This is a genomic window from Methylopila capsulata, assembly GCF_016907975.1.
GTDB classification, from domain to species: Bacteria; Pseudomonadota; Alphaproteobacteria; order Rhizobiales; family Methylopilaceae; genus Methylopila; species Methylopila capsulata.
This window is the reverse complement of the sequence record NZ_JAFBCY010000002.1, coordinates 753,363-768,814: the sequence shown is the minus strand read 5'-3', so window position 1 is coordinate 768,814 and position 15,452 is coordinate 753,363. Positions and strand designations below refer to the sequence as shown.

Here is a 15,452-nt window from a genome sequence, read left to right as displayed (position 1 = left end):
TCGGACCCAACGGGCCTGCGCGACGGTCCACGACACGCTCACCTCCAGCGGATCTCGTCCTTGAGGCCCTCAAGCGCGGCCGAGGACGGCCGAAGCGGGAGCCAAGCTGGGAAGCGGCCAAGCGCCAGCCAATACGGTCGCCACAGCTCGGCCCAAATCGTCCGGTCGATCACTTCAGGCCGCCAGCCCACGATCTCCGGCCGGATCGACGCCAAGTTGTGGGCGCCGAGCCAGCGGTGAACCGCCGCCCACAGCTCCAGGTCGACGTCCGCGTTGTTTGGGCCACGGAATTCGAGCACGCCGAGAATCGGACTGCCGCGCGGGTAGCCTATGCGTAGGGTCGCGACCCGGCGTTCGCCACGGCGAAGGCTCCACAAGCTCTGCCCCTGACGGCGAACCTGCGGGCCGAACCGGCGGAGGCAGTTCCGCATCGCGATCGCCTCCTCGACGACGTCGCTTTCCGAGAGGAGGGGCACGAGGTCTGCATCGAGGATGCGCCCGGGTTTCAGGCCGCACGACGATGTGGGAGCGGCCATGTGCGCGCGAAGTTCCGCCGCGATGAGCCACGCTTCGGCGCCCTCGAGCGCCGCTGGGGCACCGAGCTTCGGCGACCAGAGCCGGTCGACGATCGCCCCGGCCGAGGTGGCCGGGTTCCGGGAGTAAAACGCATAGAGCGCCAGAGGTCGCACGACGGCCGATCCCCTCCGCGACCGTAGCGACGGCGCCTCACGCGCAGTCCAGAGCACGAAGGCGTCGTCGCCCCAGAGCGCCGCTTCCGAGACCATCTGGAGCCACCGCGCGGCGCCCGCGGGACGCTTGGGCACGGCGTTCGCTATTTGGCGGCGAAAGCGGTCGCCGTCCGGCAGGCGACGGAGGTCGGCGGCGGCAAAGGCCTCAGGCGGCAGGCGGCGCGTCCACATCGGGACCGCCGCCAGCGCGGCGGCCAGCTTCAGCGCGGCGCCCCTTTCGATCGCTGCGATCGCAGGCTCCGGGTCGAAGCTCCCCTTTGGCGCGGCGAGGGTCGCAAGCAGGCCGGGAAAGCTGAGCGCAAGATCGGCGAGGCGCGGATCTCGCCGCGCGAGCCTGCGGATCGAACACCCCTGCGGGGAGGGAAAGCGGGCGAGAGCGCGCTCCGTCGCCGACGGCGCAGTGGATCGAAGGCTGCGCCCCGTAAGGGCGCAGGACGTGGCGGAAAACATGAAAGAAAATCCCAAGCGCCGGCCGCGGCGAACCGACGTGCGGCGAACGTCTGACCAAGAAGCGACAGAGCCGCGGCGCGTTGGCCGCGGCGGCGCTTCAAATGTCTTGCGGCCTCAGGCCGAGGCGATGATCGATAAGCATCGGTCGCCTCCCTTCAGGCGCTGACGTCAGGAATGCCGTCGTCCTTAGACGATTTTGGCGTGTCGCTCAACACGGCCGACCCGCGCCCGGCCTCGCGAAAGCACGCGTCGCGCGCTATGTCTGGCGCATGACCGCCCCCCTGCGTCCCGCCCGTCCCGCCTGGCGCTCGCCGCGCTCGTTGCTGATCCTGGCCGGCGCGCTCGCGCTGAGCTTGGCCGCGTCCCAGCTCGGCTCGGCGGTGACCGTTCCGAACCTTCCCTGGTACGACGGGCTGGCGAAGCCCTCGTTCAACCCGCCGAAGCTCGCGTTCCCGATCGCCTGGACGATCCTCTACGCGCTCATGGCGGTGTCGCTCTGGCGCGTCGCGGTGATCGGGGAGGGCGCGGCGCGGCGGCGCGCGCTGACGGCCTACGCCGTGCAGTTCGCGCTCAACGTCGCCTGGTCCTTCGCCTTCTTCGGCGCGCAGAACCCGGGGCTGGGGCTCGGGGTCATCCTGGCGCTGCTCGCCGCGATCGTCTGGACGATCCTGACGTTTCGGTCGATCGACGGGCTCGCGGCCGGGCTGCTGCACCCCTATCTGGCGTGGGTCGCCTTCGCCACGGCGCTGAACGCGTCGATCCTGTTCCTGAACTGAGGGTCCCCCATGGCCGATCTTCTCTCGGGCTACGCGGTGCCGGCGGCGGTCGGCGCGGTCGCCGTCGTCCTCATTCTCGGCCTCTTCAACATGATGCGGGGCGGCGATCCCAATCGGTCGCAGAAGCTGATGCGCTGGCGCGTCGGACTGCAGTTCGTGGCGATCGTCATCATCATGGCGACGGTCTGGGCGATGGGGTCCTGACGCCGAAATGGTCAAGCTCAACAAGATCTACACGCGCACCGGCGACGACGGCACCACGGGGCTGGCGTCCGGCCCCAGACGTCCGAAGCACGACCTGCGGGTGGACTCCTACGGCGCCGTCGACGAGGCCAACGCCGCGATCGGGCTTGCCCGGCTGCACGCCGAGCCGGAGCTCGACGCCATCCTGTCGCGGGTCCAGAACGAGATGTTCGACCTCGGCGCCGATCTCGCGACGCCCGACACCGGCGAGGACCTGGGCTACGAGCCGCTGCGGATCGTCCAGAGCCAGGTCGACCGGCTCGAGGCCGACATCGACGCGCTCAACGCGCGGCTCGAGCCGTTGAAGTCCTTCGTGCTGCCGGCGGGAACGGCGCTCGCCGCGAACCTCCACCTCGCGCGCACCATCGCCCGCCGCGCCGAGCGGCTGATGACGGCGCTCGCGGAGCGCGAGCCAGTGTCGAAGCCGGCGCTCGCCTACGTCAACCGGCTGTCGGACTTCCTGTTCGTCGCCGCGCGGGTCGCGAACCTCGGCCAGGGCGACGTGCTCTGGGCGCCCGGAAAGACACGCTGACGCGCCAATCGCCGGGCTGCGCGCCCGAGCGCTTGTGACGGTCGCACGCGCCGCCATATTTGCGGAAGCGCGCCGGCCCGCAGGAGGCCGCAGCCGCGCTTGACGGGTCGAGACCGCCATGTTCGTCCCCTTCCTGGACGACGCTCCCCACCGCCACATCGGGCGGCCATGGGTGACCTATGCCTTCATGGGCGTCTCGATCGCGATCTTCGTCGTGTTCCAGTCCGGCCTCGTGATCGACGCGCGCCAGGCCTCGGTGGTCTCGTTCGGGCTCATCCCCAGCGTGCTGTTCGGCGAGGCGGTATTGCCGGCGGGCTATGAGCGGGTGCCGGCCTGGGCCACGCTCGTGACCTCGATCGTGCTGCACGGCGGCTGGCTGCACCTCATCGGCAACATGATGTTCCTGTGGGTCTTCGGCGACAACGTCGAGGACGACCTCGGTCGTGCCCGCTACCTGCTGTTCCTGGCGCTCTGCGGGGTCGGCTCGGGCCTCGCCCACGCCGCCGGCGCGGCCAACGCGGACGCGCCGCTGGTCGGCGGCTCGGGCGTCGTCGCGGGCGTGGTCGCGGCCTACGTGATGCTGCACCCGCAGGTGAAGGTCTGGGTGCTGGTGTTCTACCGGATCCCGCTGCGGCTTCGCGCCTTCTGGATCATCGGCGCCTGGGTGGTTTTCCAGGCCGGCAACGCCCTGCTCGCGGGCGAGGGCGCCCAGATCGCCTGGTGGGCGCACGTCGGCGGTTTCCTCACCGGGGGCGCCCTGGTGGTCGCGCTCAAGCGGCGCGACGTGCACCTGTTCGACCGGGGCCTGGCGGAGCGCATCGAGCGCCGCCGCCAGCCGGCGCCGACGCTGGAAGAGCGGTCGGCCTAGCGCGCGCCGACGGCCATGGCCTGCGCCACGGGCGCGGCCGGCTCCGCGCCGCCGTCGGACGCGAAGGCCACGTGCATCGCGACAATCGGCGCGAACACCAGCGCAAGCAGGATGATCATGGCGAGATCGCCGCCGCGCTCACGCGGGGCGGCCTCGAACTCGGCTGCGATGCGCCCGGGGGCGCGCTTGGGGAAGGTCATTGGCTCACCTCGTCCGACCGGCCGCACGGGCCGGTCGCGGGCGAGCCCGATCAAGCGATCAGGCGAGACGCTCGCGAACGGCCGCGTACGGCGCGGTCCATCGACTACTGTCGCTTGGCATAAAGGGTCGAATTCCTGTGGAGCCGCGAACGGCGTAAGCCGCTGCGGATGCGCGCTGAAATACGCCGATCGGAGGCTGTGTCAAGCCCCGAAACGCATGGCCGCCGGTCAGTTTCCGTCGTCGGGAAAACGCGGCAGCGGATGGACGGCGACGCCCTCCTCGGCCAGCGCCTTCGCCTCCTCGAACGTGGCTTTGCCGTAGATCGAACGGGGCTCGATCTCCTCGGCGTGGATCTGCCGGGCGATCTCGGGAAACCGCTCGCCGACGTCTTCGGCGTTTCGCGTCACGTGCTCGCGGAGCTCCCGAAGCATCGCGCGCAACGCCTTGTCCTTCTCGGAGACGAGCGTGACCGGCTCGGCCGGGGAGGCGGACTCGACCGCGGCCCTCGCGACGTCGGACGAGGTCGCCACCGCCGGCGCCATCAGCGCCTTGCGCACCTCGGCCGAACCGCAGGCGGGGCAGGACAAAAGGCCGCGCTCCGCCTGGCCGTCGAAATCGGCGGAAGAGCGGAACCAGCCGTCGAAGCCGTGGCCCGCGGCGCAGGTCAGTTGATAGCGGATCATGGGCGAACGATCGGGTTGACGGCTGGGTCGGCGCCGGGTCTCACGTCCCGACGTCGCGCAGCGGGGTCGGGTCCGAGGTCTGGGGCAGCACGCCGAAGCGCCGCCCGTTCTCGAGCGCCGGGATGCGGCGGCGGGCCTCGGCGGACTGCGCGAGGTCGATCTCCGCCAGGATCACCCCCGGGCGGTCGTGGTCGGCTTCCGCCAGCACGCGGCCCCAGGGGTCGATGATCAGGCTGTGGCCATAGGTCTCGCGGCCGTCGTCGTGCTTGCCGCCCTGGGCGGCCGCGATGACGAAGGAGCCAGTCTCGATCGCGCGCGAGCGCAGCAGCACGTGCCAGTGCGCCTCGCCGGTCTGCCGGGTGAAGGCGGCGGGGGAGGCGATCGCCTCGGCGCCGGTCTCGGCCAGGGCCCGGTGCAGCGTCGGGAAGCGGACGTCGTAGCAGACGGTGAGCCCCAGCCGCCCCCAGGGCAGGTCGACGCCGACGGCGGATTCGCCCGGCCGGTAGGTCGCGCTCTCGCGCCAGCTCTCGCCGTTCGGAAGATCGACGTCGAACATGTGGATCTTGTCGTAGCGCGCGACGATCTCGCCCTCGGGGTCGATCACGAAGCTCCGGTTCGCCGCCCGGTGGCCGTCAAGCTTCACCGCGAGCGACCCGAGATGGACATAGACCTCGAGGCCGCGCGCGAGCTCCTGGAACGCGGCCAGCGTCGGGCAGACGTTCTCCGGCATGATCGCGGCGAAGAGTTCGTCGCGGGAACGCACCAGGATGTTGGTCATCTCCGGGGTCTGGACGTAGGCCGCGCCGCTCTCCGCCGCTTCGCGGATCAGCTTGGCCGCGGCGTCGACGTTGGCGGTCATGTCCTTGCCCGAGCGCATCTGCGCGCAGGCGGCGACGAAACTCCTGGAGTTCTCCGCCATCGCCGTCACGCCGCCAGCAGCGGGTCGAGACCGCCGCCTTCGTCGAGGGCGTAGAGATCGTCGCAGCCGCCCACGTGGCGTCCGTCGATGAAGATCTGCGGCACCGTGGTGCGGCCTCCGGATTTCGCGATCATCTCGGGTCTCCTGTCCGGCGCGCGGCCGACGTCGATCTCGTCGAAGGCCACGCTCTTTTGGCGCAGCAGGCTCTTGGCCATGTCGCAATAGGGGCAGCCGACGCGGGAGTAGATCGTCACCGTGGGCATCGAAACCTCGACGCAAAGGACCGAAGGGGCGAAAGCGCCACGATATAGGCTGTCAGCCGTCGTTCACAACCAGCGCGAACACCAGCGCGTCCACGGACCCTGCGCCCGCGCGCCGCACGAGCCGGGCGAGGCGGTCGACGGTAGCCCCGGTCGTCATCACGTCGTCCACGAGAACGACCGGCCGCCCGGCGATCCGCGCCTTCCCCTCCTCGCCGAGGCGGAAGGCCCCCGCGAGGTTTTCGGCTCGCTCGCGGCCGCTGAGGCCGACCTGGGGCCGGGTGGCCTTGGCGCGCACCAGGAGATCGAGCGCGAGCTCCGCGCCCGAGAGCGCGGCGATCCTGCGGGCGAGCAGCGCCGACTGGTTGAACCGCCGGCGCCACAGCCTCCCCCGGTGCAGCGGCACGGGCAGCAGAAGCGTTTCGGGCGCCAGCAGTTCGTGGCCGGCACGCGCCATCATGCCGCCGAGCGCGTCCGCGAGATGGGTCCCGTCGCCGTACTTCAGGCGGTGGACCAGCGTGCGGGCCGTGCCGTCGAACCGAGCCACCGCGCGCGCCCGGTCCCAGGCCGGCGGGCTCGCGAGCGCCTTGGGCGACACCAGGCCGGGACCGAAGTCGGCGGGGAACGGGGTCCCCAGCCGCTCGCAGAATGGCCGCTCGATCGCTTTCAGCCCGCTCCAGCACGCGACGCAGAGCCCGCCCATGTCGGCGACCGGCGTCGCGCAGGCCAGGCACTGGGGCGGCAGCGCGAGATCGAGCGCGCGCCGGCCGAGCCGCACGAGGGGCGCGCGGACGCGGGCGAGGAGGGGCGCGGCGGCCTCGTCGACCGCGCTCATCGGCGTCTCTCGGACGCGCGGCTGCCACCTTCCCTTCTCCCCTTGAGGGAGAAGGTGGCGCGGAGCGCCGGATGAGGGGTCGTCTGGACCATCCTGAACCAAAATGAGGGCGTCCCGGACGACCCCTCACCCCTACCCTCTCCCGCGAGGGGAGAGGGGGCCCGCGACGGCGCGTTTCGAGATCGGATGACTGAGCCCCGCAAGACCGGCGCAGCAGCGCGCCGGCGCGAAGCGCGCCCAAGGCCTGCACAAAGACGGTGCGGGATCGCGCTCTCTGTTCTAATCAAGCGCCCAGCCTTTCACGCCCGGAGCCGCCGATGGATCTGTTCCAAGCCATGCTACGCCGTTTCGTCGGGCGCGGCTCGCTCACGATCATCGACCATACCGGCGTCCGCCACAGCCATTCCGGCGAACCCGGTCCGGCCGTGACGCTCAAGTTCCACGACGCCAAGGTCGCGCGCGACCTGCTGCTCAATCCGGAGCTGAAGGCGGGCGAGGCCTACATGGACGGCCGGCTCACCATCGAGCAGGGCACGCTGCGCGACTTCCTCTCGATCTACGCGCTGAACCGCACCAACCTGCGCGCCCAGCCGATCCAGAAGGCGCTGCGCCGCGGCTTGAAGACGCTCAAGCGCTGGGCGCGCTCCAACACCACGGCGCTGTCGAAGAAGAACGTCGAGGCCCATTACGACCTCTCGAACGAGATGTACCGGCTCTTCCTCGATGAGGGCCTGAACTACTCCTGCGCCTATTTCCGCTCCGCCGACGATACGCTCGAGCAGGCGCAGGTGGCGAAGCTCCGCCACATCGCGGCGAAGCTCGACCTCAAGCCCGGCCAGCGTGTGCTCGACATCGGCTCCGGCTGGGGCTCGATGGCGATCTATCTGGCCGAGAACTGCGGGGTCGAGGTCGTCGGCGTCACGCTGTCGAAGGAGCAGCGCGCGCTCGCGATCGAGCGGGCCGCGGCGAAGGGCCTGTCGGACCGGGTGCGCTTCGAGCTGATGGACTACCGCGACGTCGAAGGCCCGTTCGACCGCATCGTCTCCGTCGGCATGTTCGAGCATGTCGGCGTCAAGAACTTCCCGGCCTTCTTCGCCAAGGTCTCGAAGCTGCTGAAGCCGGACGGCGTCGCGCTGCTGCACTCGATCGGCCGCAAAGGCGGCCCGGGGATCACCGGCGCCTGGGTGAAGAAGTACATCTTCCCCGGCGGCTACTCGCCGGCCCTGTCCGAGACCCTGACCGCGATCGAGGGCGCCAAGCTCTGGGCGACCGACATCGAGATCTGGCGCATGCACTACGCCGACACGCTCGTGCACTGGGAGCGCCGCTTCCAGCAAAACCGCGCGCAGGCCGCGGCGCTGCTCGGCGAGCGCTTCTGCCGGATGTGGGAGTTCTACCTCATCACCGCCGAGTTCTCGTTCCGCCACGGCAAGCACATGGTCTTCCAGATCCAGCTCACCAAGGACGTCGACGCCGTCCCGAAGACCCGCGACTACCTGGGCGAGGCCGAAGCGCGGCTGCAGGCGGGCGAGCGACGGCCGGATTGAGGCGGGGCGGCCTGGGCCCTCACCCGCGGCTTCGCGGCGACCTCTCTCGCGAGGAAGAGGGAGGCCACCGTCTTCTCGGCGTCGGCGTGAGCTCCGACCCGGCCTGAAAGCGCGCGCGTCATGCCCCGGTTTATCCGGGGCATCCAGTCGACCCCCGCCGGGCGCGAGCTGGCCTGGATTCCCCGGATAAACCGGGGAATGACGACCGAGGCTCGCCCTTCGCAGACAGGGAAGACTGTCGCGGATCCCGGCGCCGGCCCGAGCGGGCGAAGATGGGCACCGAGGCGGAGGTCGTCGTCAGTGCGCCAGAAGGCGCGCCGCGATCTCCGCGACGCGCTCGACGGTAACGCCGAATTCCTGCTCGATCGCAAGAGGATGGGCGGTGGGCTCGACCTCGATCCAGGGGATCTGGCCCGGCGGCTGGATGTGCACCATGGTCTTCAGGCTGCGGGTCTCTTCCGCGTAGGGAAGCGAGCTGTGGAGCCATCCGAAGAACGGGCCGGTCGTCTCGTGCCGGTCCGGATCGTCCCAGGTCTCGGCCATCGCGTTCCAGCTGGCCTCCGACAGCGACACCCACACGTCCCAGGCGAGAGGCTCGTCCATGCCGTGGATGGGGATGTAGATTCCGCCGCGGACGTAAAACGTCTTGTCGTCCAGGATCCCCGAGTCGCGGTTGAAGATCGCGCGCCGTTCGCGTTCCTCCTCCGGCAGAAGATCGAAGGGCGACGGGACGCTCCAGCATGTGGGCAGCTCGTCATGCTCCACGCCGCAGCACGCACAGCTCCACCGATACAGCGCCATCGCCCGCCCCCGGTCCGACGTCAGTTCGCGCATAAGTAGAAATCAGGTCCGTGGAACAGTCAACGGACCGCGGGGCGCGTAGGCGTCAAAATGATAAGCTGACGTCTGGCGAAAGACGCGGGGTCTTCACCTCTCCTCGGGGGGAGGGACCGGATCGCCCAACGCGATCCGGTCGAGGGGCTTTCCCGCTCCAGACGTTGCCGTCGTCACAATGGGTGACCTGATCGCCGCGGCGGCCTATCTGTCGCCCATGACCACCGTCCCTGCCCTCATCGACCGCCGCGCGCTCGGCCTTCGGCTCACGCGCGCGGCCTCGGCCGGCGGCGGGCCCGACTTCCTGCGGCGGCGGGTGGCCGAGGACCTTGAGGACCGGCTGGCCGCGACGCTGCGGCCGTTCGGCGACGCGCTCGACCTCGTCTCGGCCGGGGCGGAGGCCGCCGCCGTTCTGCGGGCGCGTCCGGGCGCCGGCCGGGTCGTCCGGGCGGCGGCGCGGGCCGAGGCCGGGGCGGACCTCGTGTGCGATCCGGCGGCTTCGCCGTTCGCGCCCGAGAGCTTCGACCTCGTGGTCTCGTCGCTGGCGCTGCAATTGGTCGACGACCTTCCGGGAGCGCTCGCTCAGGTGCGGCGCATGCTGCGGCCGGACGGGCTGTTTCTCGCCGCCCTGCTCGGCGGCGAGACCCTGACGGAGCTGCGGCAGGCCTTCGCGGCGGCCGAGGGCGAGGTCGAGGGCGGCTTGAGCCCGCGCGTGCTGCCCTTCGCCGACGTGCGGGCGCTGGGCGCGCTGCTGCAGCGGGCGGGCTTCGCGCTGCCGGTCGCGGACGTCGACCGCGTGACGGTGCGCTATCCGCATGCGCTCGCGCTGATGGCGGACCTGCGCGCCTGGGGCGCGACCAACGTCCTGCTGGAGCGAAGGCGCGGTCCGCTGCGGCGGGCGACGCTCGCCCGCGCGATCGCGCTCTACGCCGAGCGGTTCGCCGACGCCGACGGCCGGGTGCGCGCGACGTTCGACGTCGCCTGGCTGTCGGGCTGGGCGCCGCATCCGGAGCAGCAGAAGCCGCTGAAGCCCGGCTCCGCCCGCGCGCGCCTCGCCGACGCGCTTGGCGTGCCCGAAGGGGAGTTTCCGGGGAAGGGGTGAAGGACGATCGGCGCCTTCGTCACCCTTCAGGATGTCCGAGACGACCCCTCATCCGGCGCTTATGCGACATCTTCTCCCGCAGGGGGAGAAGGGAAGAGCGCGCGTCAGCGCGCCACCGGGACCCCGTTGATCGTCAGCGACTCGCCCGGACGCGCAGGGGCGGGCTGGGCGGCGGCCATGGCGCCGGGCAGCGGGCGCGGGTCGTTGGGATCGGCCAGGACCATGGCCCAGAACACCTCGAAGCGGCTCGAGGGGGCGCGGGCGGAGGCGATGCCGATGCGCGTGACCTTCGGGGCCAGCATGTTCTTCATGTGCGGCGGGGAGTGCCGCCAGCCGGTGAAGGCGTCGGCCAGCGTGTCGTGGCCCGCGCCGATGTTCTCCACCACCAGCGCGTTGCGGTAGCCCGAACGCGCGATGCGCTCCTTCAGCGTGCCGCCGACGGAGTGGCTGAGCTTGTCGTTGCGCGCCATGGCGTCGGCCTGCTCCTGCGCCATCCGGTTGAGCGCAGGGTCGAGCGTCACCGGCGGCAGCCCGTTCCCGCGGCGGAACTCCGAGATCATCTCCGCGGCGGCGCGACGGTCGAGGCTGGCGCCCGGTTTCGACATGCTCTGGTAGACGCTCGGCGTCGAGGACGGCGGAGGGGCGACGGGCGCCGTCGAGCAGCCGGCGAGCGTCGCGACGAGAGCGAGCGCCGCGGCGCGGGAGACAGTGGGGACCATGGACGGCGCTCCGGACATGCGGGGGGACAGGATGAGCGGCGCCGCGGCTTAAGCCTTGGTTGACGGCGGCGATTGCGGCTCCGCCGGCGGGGTTTCCGCGAGCGGCGCGTCCGAGGCGTCATGGCGGCGGGGCGCCTCGGCTTGAGCCGCGAGCGCGGCGGGGCTCATTCCCGACCGCAGCGCCTCGCCCAGCCGGTCGACGGCCTCGACCATGCTGGGGCCGGCCGCGCCGCCGATCGCGACGCCCTGGTCCTTGAAGGCCTTCACCAGCGCGAAGTTCAGGTCGCTCTTCACGCTGGAGGCCTGCCGCGGGCTCGCGACGTTGGCGAACAGGGCGTAGACGTTGTCGCTCTTGCCGAGAAGGTTGAAGAACACCTGAGGTTCGGGGAAGGCGAGCACCGAGCTGTGCTTCTTCGCCACCTCGAGCAGGATGCGCTTCACTTCGACCGGGTCGACGTCGGCGGCGACCGTGAGCTCGATCTGGACGCGTCCGATCGGCGCGCCGTGCGTCACGTTCTTCACGCTCTTGGTGATGAAGTCGGAGTTCGGCACGATCAGCGTGGAGCGGTCGAACAGCTCGATTTCGGTCGAGCGCACCGAGATGCGGCGGACGTTGCCCTGATCGGAGCCGATCACGATCCAGTCGCCCGCCTTGATGGGGCGCTCCGCCAGCAGGATCACGCCCGAGACGAAGTTCGAGATCACCGCCTGCAGGCCGAAGCCGATGCCGACCGAGAGCGCGCCGGCGACGATCGCGAGCCGGTCGAGGCTGAAGCCCAGATTCGACACCGCCAGCACGATCACGCCGAGGCCGCCGAGATAGCCGACGCCGGTGTTGATCGAGGCCTTGAGGCCGGCGTCCATCCGGGTCTTCGGCAGCAGGTCGCGGTCGAGCCAGCGCTGGACGGCCTTGGTCAGCGCGAAGCCGATCGCGACCAGCAGGATCGCGCCCAGGATGCCGGAGAGCGATATGGTGATGCCGCCGACCTGGAAGCCCGTCACTCCGAGCCGCAGCCAGACAAACACGTCGGTGGTCTCGAGCCCCCAGGGCGCGAGCACGAACAGCGCGGCGACGCCGATCAGGATCACCCGCACGAGCCCGGACAGCAGCACGCCGATCTGCTCCAGCGCCGCCGGCCGGATGCCGACGGCCTCGCTGGCCGAGCGGCCGAACCGCGTCTCGGCCGACAGGCCCGAGGTGCAGAGGTCGTCGACGAAGATCAGCAGCAGCGTCAGCAGCGACATCACCGTCGCGATCCAGATCACCTGGTTCGCGAGGAACTGGGCGAGCGAGACGTAGCCGGCGGCGGCGGCGGCGAGGATCACGGCGACCGCGACCCAGGCGACGATCCTGAGAAGCGAGAAGAACAAGCTGCCGAGCCGCTCGTCCTTCTCGGCGCTGTCCGCCGCCTCGATCTTCTCGGCCGCGCGGATGCGGCGGAGCGCGAGCGCGAAGGCGCCGGCGTTCAGCACCGCGAAGACGCCGTTCACGACGATAGAGGCCGAGAGGCTCGCGACGATCATCTCGTTGAAGTGGTCGAGCAGCCGGCCGATCACGAAGATCAGAGCGCACCACATCGGCTGGTTCTTGATCTCGGCGACGGCGGCGTCCGACAGATCGACCAGCCGCCAGGACGGCCGGCTCGGGGTCAGGAAGGCGCGCATCAGCCCGTAGGCGAGCCCGAGGAAGCCGGCGGCCCAGACAAAGGCCACCGCCAGCGTCTCGGCGCGCGCGGGCAGCCAGCCCGCGCCCTTCAGGCCCCAGTAGAGCGCGAGGACGCCCAGAACCGGGCCGAGCGTGGACGCCAGCACGAACAGCACGCCCGTCGCGGATCGTCGGATGCGCGTCTTCGGCATCTGTTCGACCACGAGCCGGTGCCCCAGCGTGGTGATCAGCCGGCGTCCCGGAATCAGCAGGACGAGCGCGATCGCCGCCGAGGTGAGCGCGAGCGCGATCGACGCGGCCGACAGGCTGCGCGCGACGACGCCGACGACGTCCGAGGCGAACAGCTGGATGCTGCGGATGTCGCGCGGGGCCTGCGCGATCATGTCCATGTAGAGCCCGGGATCGAGCAGCGAACGGCTGCGCTCGAACAGGCGCTGGGCGAGCAGGAAGCGCCGGCGCTGGGTGATTTCGTCGGAGACCTGGCTCGCCTCGACCTGAAGCAGCCGTCCGCGCTTGATCTGCTCGTCGATCTTCTGTCGCGCGGCCGTCTGGGCGTCGCGCTCCTTCACGACGTCTGGGCTTTCGGCGGGCGCGCCGTCCGCGGGCTTCGGTCCGATCTGCTCCAGCCGCGCGTCGGCGGAGGCGAGTTGGGGCGCGAGCGCCGTGACCGCCTGACCGATCGCGACCGAGAGCGGCTCGATCTGGTCGCGCATGTCGCTCAGCGTGCGATCGTCCAGATTGTCGCGCTTCAGCGTCGCCTCGATCTGGTCGAGCTGCGCGCGCGCCTGGTCGAGCGCCGCGCCTGGCGCGGCCTGATCCTGCGCCGCTGCGGCGGCCGCGAGCCCGAGCAGGAGGGCGAGGGCGGCAAGGAGCCGCGCGGCGGCGGGCCGGAGGCCGGAGATCGTGCGAATCATCGGGGAGGGCGCCGCCTCTGCAGGTTGCCGAACAGCCGGTTCCATCTCGCACGAATGAGGCCAAGGCCGGGCGAACGCAAGATTCACGAGGCTTGTTGTTACGCCTCCCCTGTCTAAGGCTGATCGCTTGCTTATAACTCTTTAAGCGAACGGATTCCCGACCAGCCGCCGGGGATTGCGCAACGTGGGAGGACATTGGGAGTGCTAAGCGGCGGCGGCGAGATGGCGGCGCGCATCGCGGCGCACGACTGGTCCTCGACGCCGCTCGGGCCCATCGGCTCCTGGCCGACGTCGCTGAAGGTGGCGGTCGGCATCTGTCTGCAATCCAGTTTCCCCACGGCGGTCTACTGGGGGGATGATCTCCGGCTGATCTACAACGACGCCTGGGCGCCCATTCTCGCCGAACGCCATCCTTGGGCCCTGGGACGGCTTGGCGCCGAAGTCTGGAGCGACATCTGGGACGTGGTCGGCCCGCAGCTTCAGGGCGTGGTGGGCGGAAGCAAGGGCTTCGTCGCCTACGACCAGATGCTGCAGATGCGCCGCCAGGGCGTGGTCGAAGACACCCACTGGAACTACAGTTTCACCCCGATCCTCGGCGACGACGGCCGCGTCTCGGGCGTGTTCAACCAGGGGCACGAAACGACCGACCGCGTGCTTCATGTGCGCTCGCAGGATTTTCTGATCCAGATCGGCGACCTTCTGCGCGCCGCGACGGAGCGGGGCCGTCCGCCGACTGAGGTGCTCGAGACGACGGTGGCCGCGCTCGGCGGTTACTTCGGCGCGTCGCGCTGCGGCTATTGCGAAATCGAAGATGGCCGCATCTGCCTAGTCCACGCCGAATGGCGCCGGGACGATGGCGTCGTGAGCGTCCGGCCCGGCCGCCACGACCTCACGGATTACGGCGGCGCCATGGCGATGGCGACGGCGGCCGGCGAGGTCATCGTGCGCAACGACCTCGACGCCGATCCTGACCTTTCGGCCGAGGAGCGCGCGCGGTTCAGCGACATCGGCGTCGCGGCCAACCTCGTGGTTCCCATCGCGCGGGAGGGGCGCGCCTTCGCGCTCGTCTTCGTGCACGCGGATCGCCCGCGCCGGTGGCGCAGCCGTGAGATCGCGACGTTCCGGGACGCCGTGGACCGGATGTCGCTCGCCTACGAACGGGCGCTCGCGACGCACCGGATGGAGCAGAGCGAGCGCCGCTTCGCGGCGCTGTTCAGTCAGACCGCGGTCGGCTTCGCGGAGATCGATCTCGACGGCCGCGTGTTGCGCGTGAACGACAGCATGCGCCGTCTGCTCGGCCGCGGCGACGACGTCCAGGGCGTGCCGATGGAGCAGCTGCTCCATCCGGTCGATCGCGAGAAGTGGCGCCGGCTTTTGGCGCAGAACGGGCGCGACGGCGAATCCTTCGGGATCGAAAAGCGGTATCTGCGACCCGACGGCTCGGAGGTGTGGGCGGTCTCGACCGTCACCCGCCTCATGGGGGAGGGGGGCTCGCCCGGCGAGTTCTTCGTCGTCGCGATCGACGTCAGCGAACGCCGCGAGGCCGAGCGGCTCCGCGGTCTTCTCGTGGCGGAGTTGAACCATCGCGTCCGAAACAACATCGTCACGGTGCAGTCGCTCGTCCGGCACAGCCGGATGAACGCGGTCACGCCGCAGGAGTTCGAGACGGCGCTCGACGCGCGGTTGGTCGCGCTCGCCCGGGCGCACGATCTGCTGATGCGCGAGACCTGGACGGCGGCGTCGCTGGGCGAACTCGTGGTGGACACGCTCGCGCCCTACGCCGCTGGAAGCGTGGGCCGGGTGGGCTCGCAGGGCCCGACGATCCTGCTGGCGCCCACCGCCGCCGTGACGCTGAACATGGCCCTGCACGAACTCGCGACCAACGCGGCCAAGTTCGGCGCGCTGTCGAACGAGGAAGGGCGGGTGGTCGTGTCCTGGAGCGTCAAACAGTCGGCGATCGATCTGGTCTGGCGCGAGTCCGGCGGCCCGATCGTCGCACCCCCGCAGCGCCGCGGATTCGGCCGGCGCCTGATCGAACGCGGCGCCACGCAGGAACTTGGCGGCTCCGTGACGCTTTCCTTTGCTCCGAGCGGCGTTACGTGCGCCTTTCGCATTCCCTTGTCACACAAGGTGATGGCGCCGTGATTGTCGCGC

16 protein-coding genes are annotated in these 15,452 nt (G+C 70.6%); 7 read left to right on the top strand and 9 right to left on the bottom strand.

Features of this window, described 5'->3' with window-relative positions; genetic code table 11:
• Positions 1–38: 38 nt before the first annotated feature.
• Complete coding sequence (locus tag JOD31_RS09300) at positions 39–1,199, bottom strand: hypothetical protein (RefSeq protein ID WP_204950044.1); 1,161 nt, start codon at positions 1,197–1,199, stop codon at positions 39–41.
• Positions 1,200–1,468: 269 nt separating this feature from the next.
• On the opposite strand from JOD31_RS09300, the gene JOD31_RS09295 reads away from it, so the two are divergent.
• The 4 genes from JOD31_RS09295 to JOD31_RS09280 all read left to right on the top strand — a co-directional run bounded on the left by JOD31_RS09295 (position 1,469) and on the right by JOD31_RS09280 (position 3,618).
• Positions 1,469–1,975, top strand: coding sequence for a TspO/MBR family protein (locus JOD31_RS09295; protein WP_246482406.1), 507 nt, complete (start codon positions 1,469–1,471; stop codon positions 1,973–1,975).
• 9 nt (positions 1,976–1,984) lie between these two features.
• Positions 1,985–2,179 carry a twin transmembrane helix small protein gene (locus JOD31_RS09290; protein ID WP_204950043.1) on the top strand — a complete coding sequence of 65 codons (195 nt, stop codon included), beginning with the start codon at positions 1,985–1,987 and terminating at the stop codon, positions 2,177–2,179.
• Positions 2,180–2,186: 7 nt separating this feature from the next.
• On the top strand, positions 2,187–2,750 hold the full coding sequence (locus JOD31_RS09285) for a cob(I)yrinic acid a,c-diamide adenosyltransferase (RefSeq protein WP_204950042.1): 564 nt from the start codon (positions 2,187–2,189) through the stop codon (positions 2,748–2,750).
• Between the two features lie 118 nt (positions 2,751–2,868).
• The gene (locus JOD31_RS09280) at positions 2,869–3,618 is read left to right on the top strand and encodes a rhomboid family intramembrane serine protease (RefSeq protein ID WP_204950041.1); all 750 of its coding nucleotides are present in this window, start codon (positions 2,869–2,871) and stop codon (positions 3,616–3,618) included.
• Here JOD31_RS09280 and JOD31_RS09275 read toward each other — a convergent pair.
• The 5 genes from JOD31_RS09275 to JOD31_RS09255 form a co-directional block, all read right to left on the bottom strand.
• Entirely contained in the window at positions 3,615–3,818 is a 204-nt protein-coding gene (locus JOD31_RS09275) for a hypothetical protein (protein ID WP_204950040.1), read from the bottom strand. The two genes, JOD31_RS09280 and JOD31_RS09275, sit on opposite strands and share 4 nt — an antisense overlap.
• A gap of 228 nt (positions 3,819–4,046) precedes the next feature.
• Positions 4,047–4,502: a DUF1178 family protein gene (locus tag JOD31_RS09270; protein WP_204950039.1), complete on the bottom strand. Its 456-nt coding sequence runs from the start codon at positions 4,500–4,502 to the stop codon at positions 4,047–4,049.
• A gap of 40 nt (positions 4,503–4,542) precedes the next feature.
• Positions 4,543–5,430: a carbon-nitrogen hydrolase family protein gene (locus JOD31_RS09265; protein WP_428980903.1), complete on the bottom strand. Its 888-nt coding sequence runs from the start codon at positions 5,428–5,430 to the stop codon at positions 4,543–4,545.
• Positions 5,427–5,684 carry a glutaredoxin 3 gene (grxC, locus tag JOD31_RS09260; RefSeq protein ID WP_204950037.1) on the bottom strand — a complete coding sequence of 86 codons (258 nt, stop codon included), beginning with the start codon at positions 5,682–5,684 and terminating at the stop codon, positions 5,427–5,429. The genes JOD31_RS09265 and grxC overlap by 4 nt, the downstream gene beginning before the upstream one ends.
• A 52-nt stretch (positions 5,685–5,736) precedes the next feature.
• On the bottom strand, positions 5,737–6,516 hold the full coding sequence (locus tag JOD31_RS09255; RefSeq protein ID WP_204950036.1) for a ComF family protein: 780 nt from the start codon (positions 6,514–6,516) through the stop codon (positions 5,737–5,739).
• 317 nt (positions 6,517–6,833) lie between these two features.
• Here JOD31_RS09255 and JOD31_RS09250 point away from each other — a divergent pair, with 317 nt between their 5' ends.
• Positions 6,834–8,063, top strand: coding sequence for an SAM-dependent methyltransferase (locus tag JOD31_RS09250; RefSeq protein ID WP_204950035.1), 1,230 nt, complete (start codon positions 6,834–6,836; stop codon positions 8,061–8,063).
• A gap of 297 nt (positions 8,064–8,360) precedes the next feature.
• Here the strand turns inward: JOD31_RS09250 and JOD31_RS09245 are convergent, their stop codons facing one another.
• The gene (locus JOD31_RS09245; RefSeq protein ID WP_204950034.1) at positions 8,361–8,864 is read right to left on the bottom strand and encodes a DUF2199 domain-containing protein; all 504 of its coding nucleotides are present in this window, start codon (positions 8,862–8,864) and stop codon (positions 8,361–8,363) included.
• A gap of 250 nt (positions 8,865–9,114) precedes the next feature.
• Between JOD31_RS09245 and JOD31_RS09240 the strand changes: the two genes are divergently transcribed.
• Positions 9,115–9,999: a methyltransferase domain-containing protein gene (locus JOD31_RS09240; RefSeq protein WP_204950430.1), complete on the top strand. Its 885-nt coding sequence runs from the start codon at positions 9,115–9,117 to the stop codon at positions 9,997–9,999.
• Positions 10,000–10,103: 104 nt separating this feature from the next.
• Here the strand turns inward: JOD31_RS09240 and JOD31_RS09235 are convergent, their stop codons facing one another.
• Positions 10,104–10,718: a CAP domain-containing protein gene (locus JOD31_RS09235; RefSeq protein ID WP_204950033.1), complete on the bottom strand. Its 615-nt coding sequence runs from the start codon at positions 10,716–10,718 to the stop codon at positions 10,104–10,106.
• 48 nt (positions 10,719–10,766) lie between these two features.
• Positions 10,767–13,298, bottom strand: coding sequence for a DUF3772 domain-containing protein (locus JOD31_RS09230; RefSeq protein ID WP_204950032.1), 2,532 nt, complete (start codon positions 13,296–13,298; stop codon positions 10,767–10,769).
• A 201-nt stretch (positions 13,299–13,499) separates the two neighbouring features.
• Between JOD31_RS09230 and JOD31_RS09225 the strand changes: the two genes are divergently transcribed.
• Positions 13,500–15,443, top strand: coding sequence for a sensor histidine kinase (locus JOD31_RS09225; RefSeq protein ID WP_204950031.1), 1,944 nt, complete (start codon positions 13,500–13,502; stop codon positions 15,441–15,443).
• Positions 15,444–15,452: the final 9 nt, after the last annotated feature.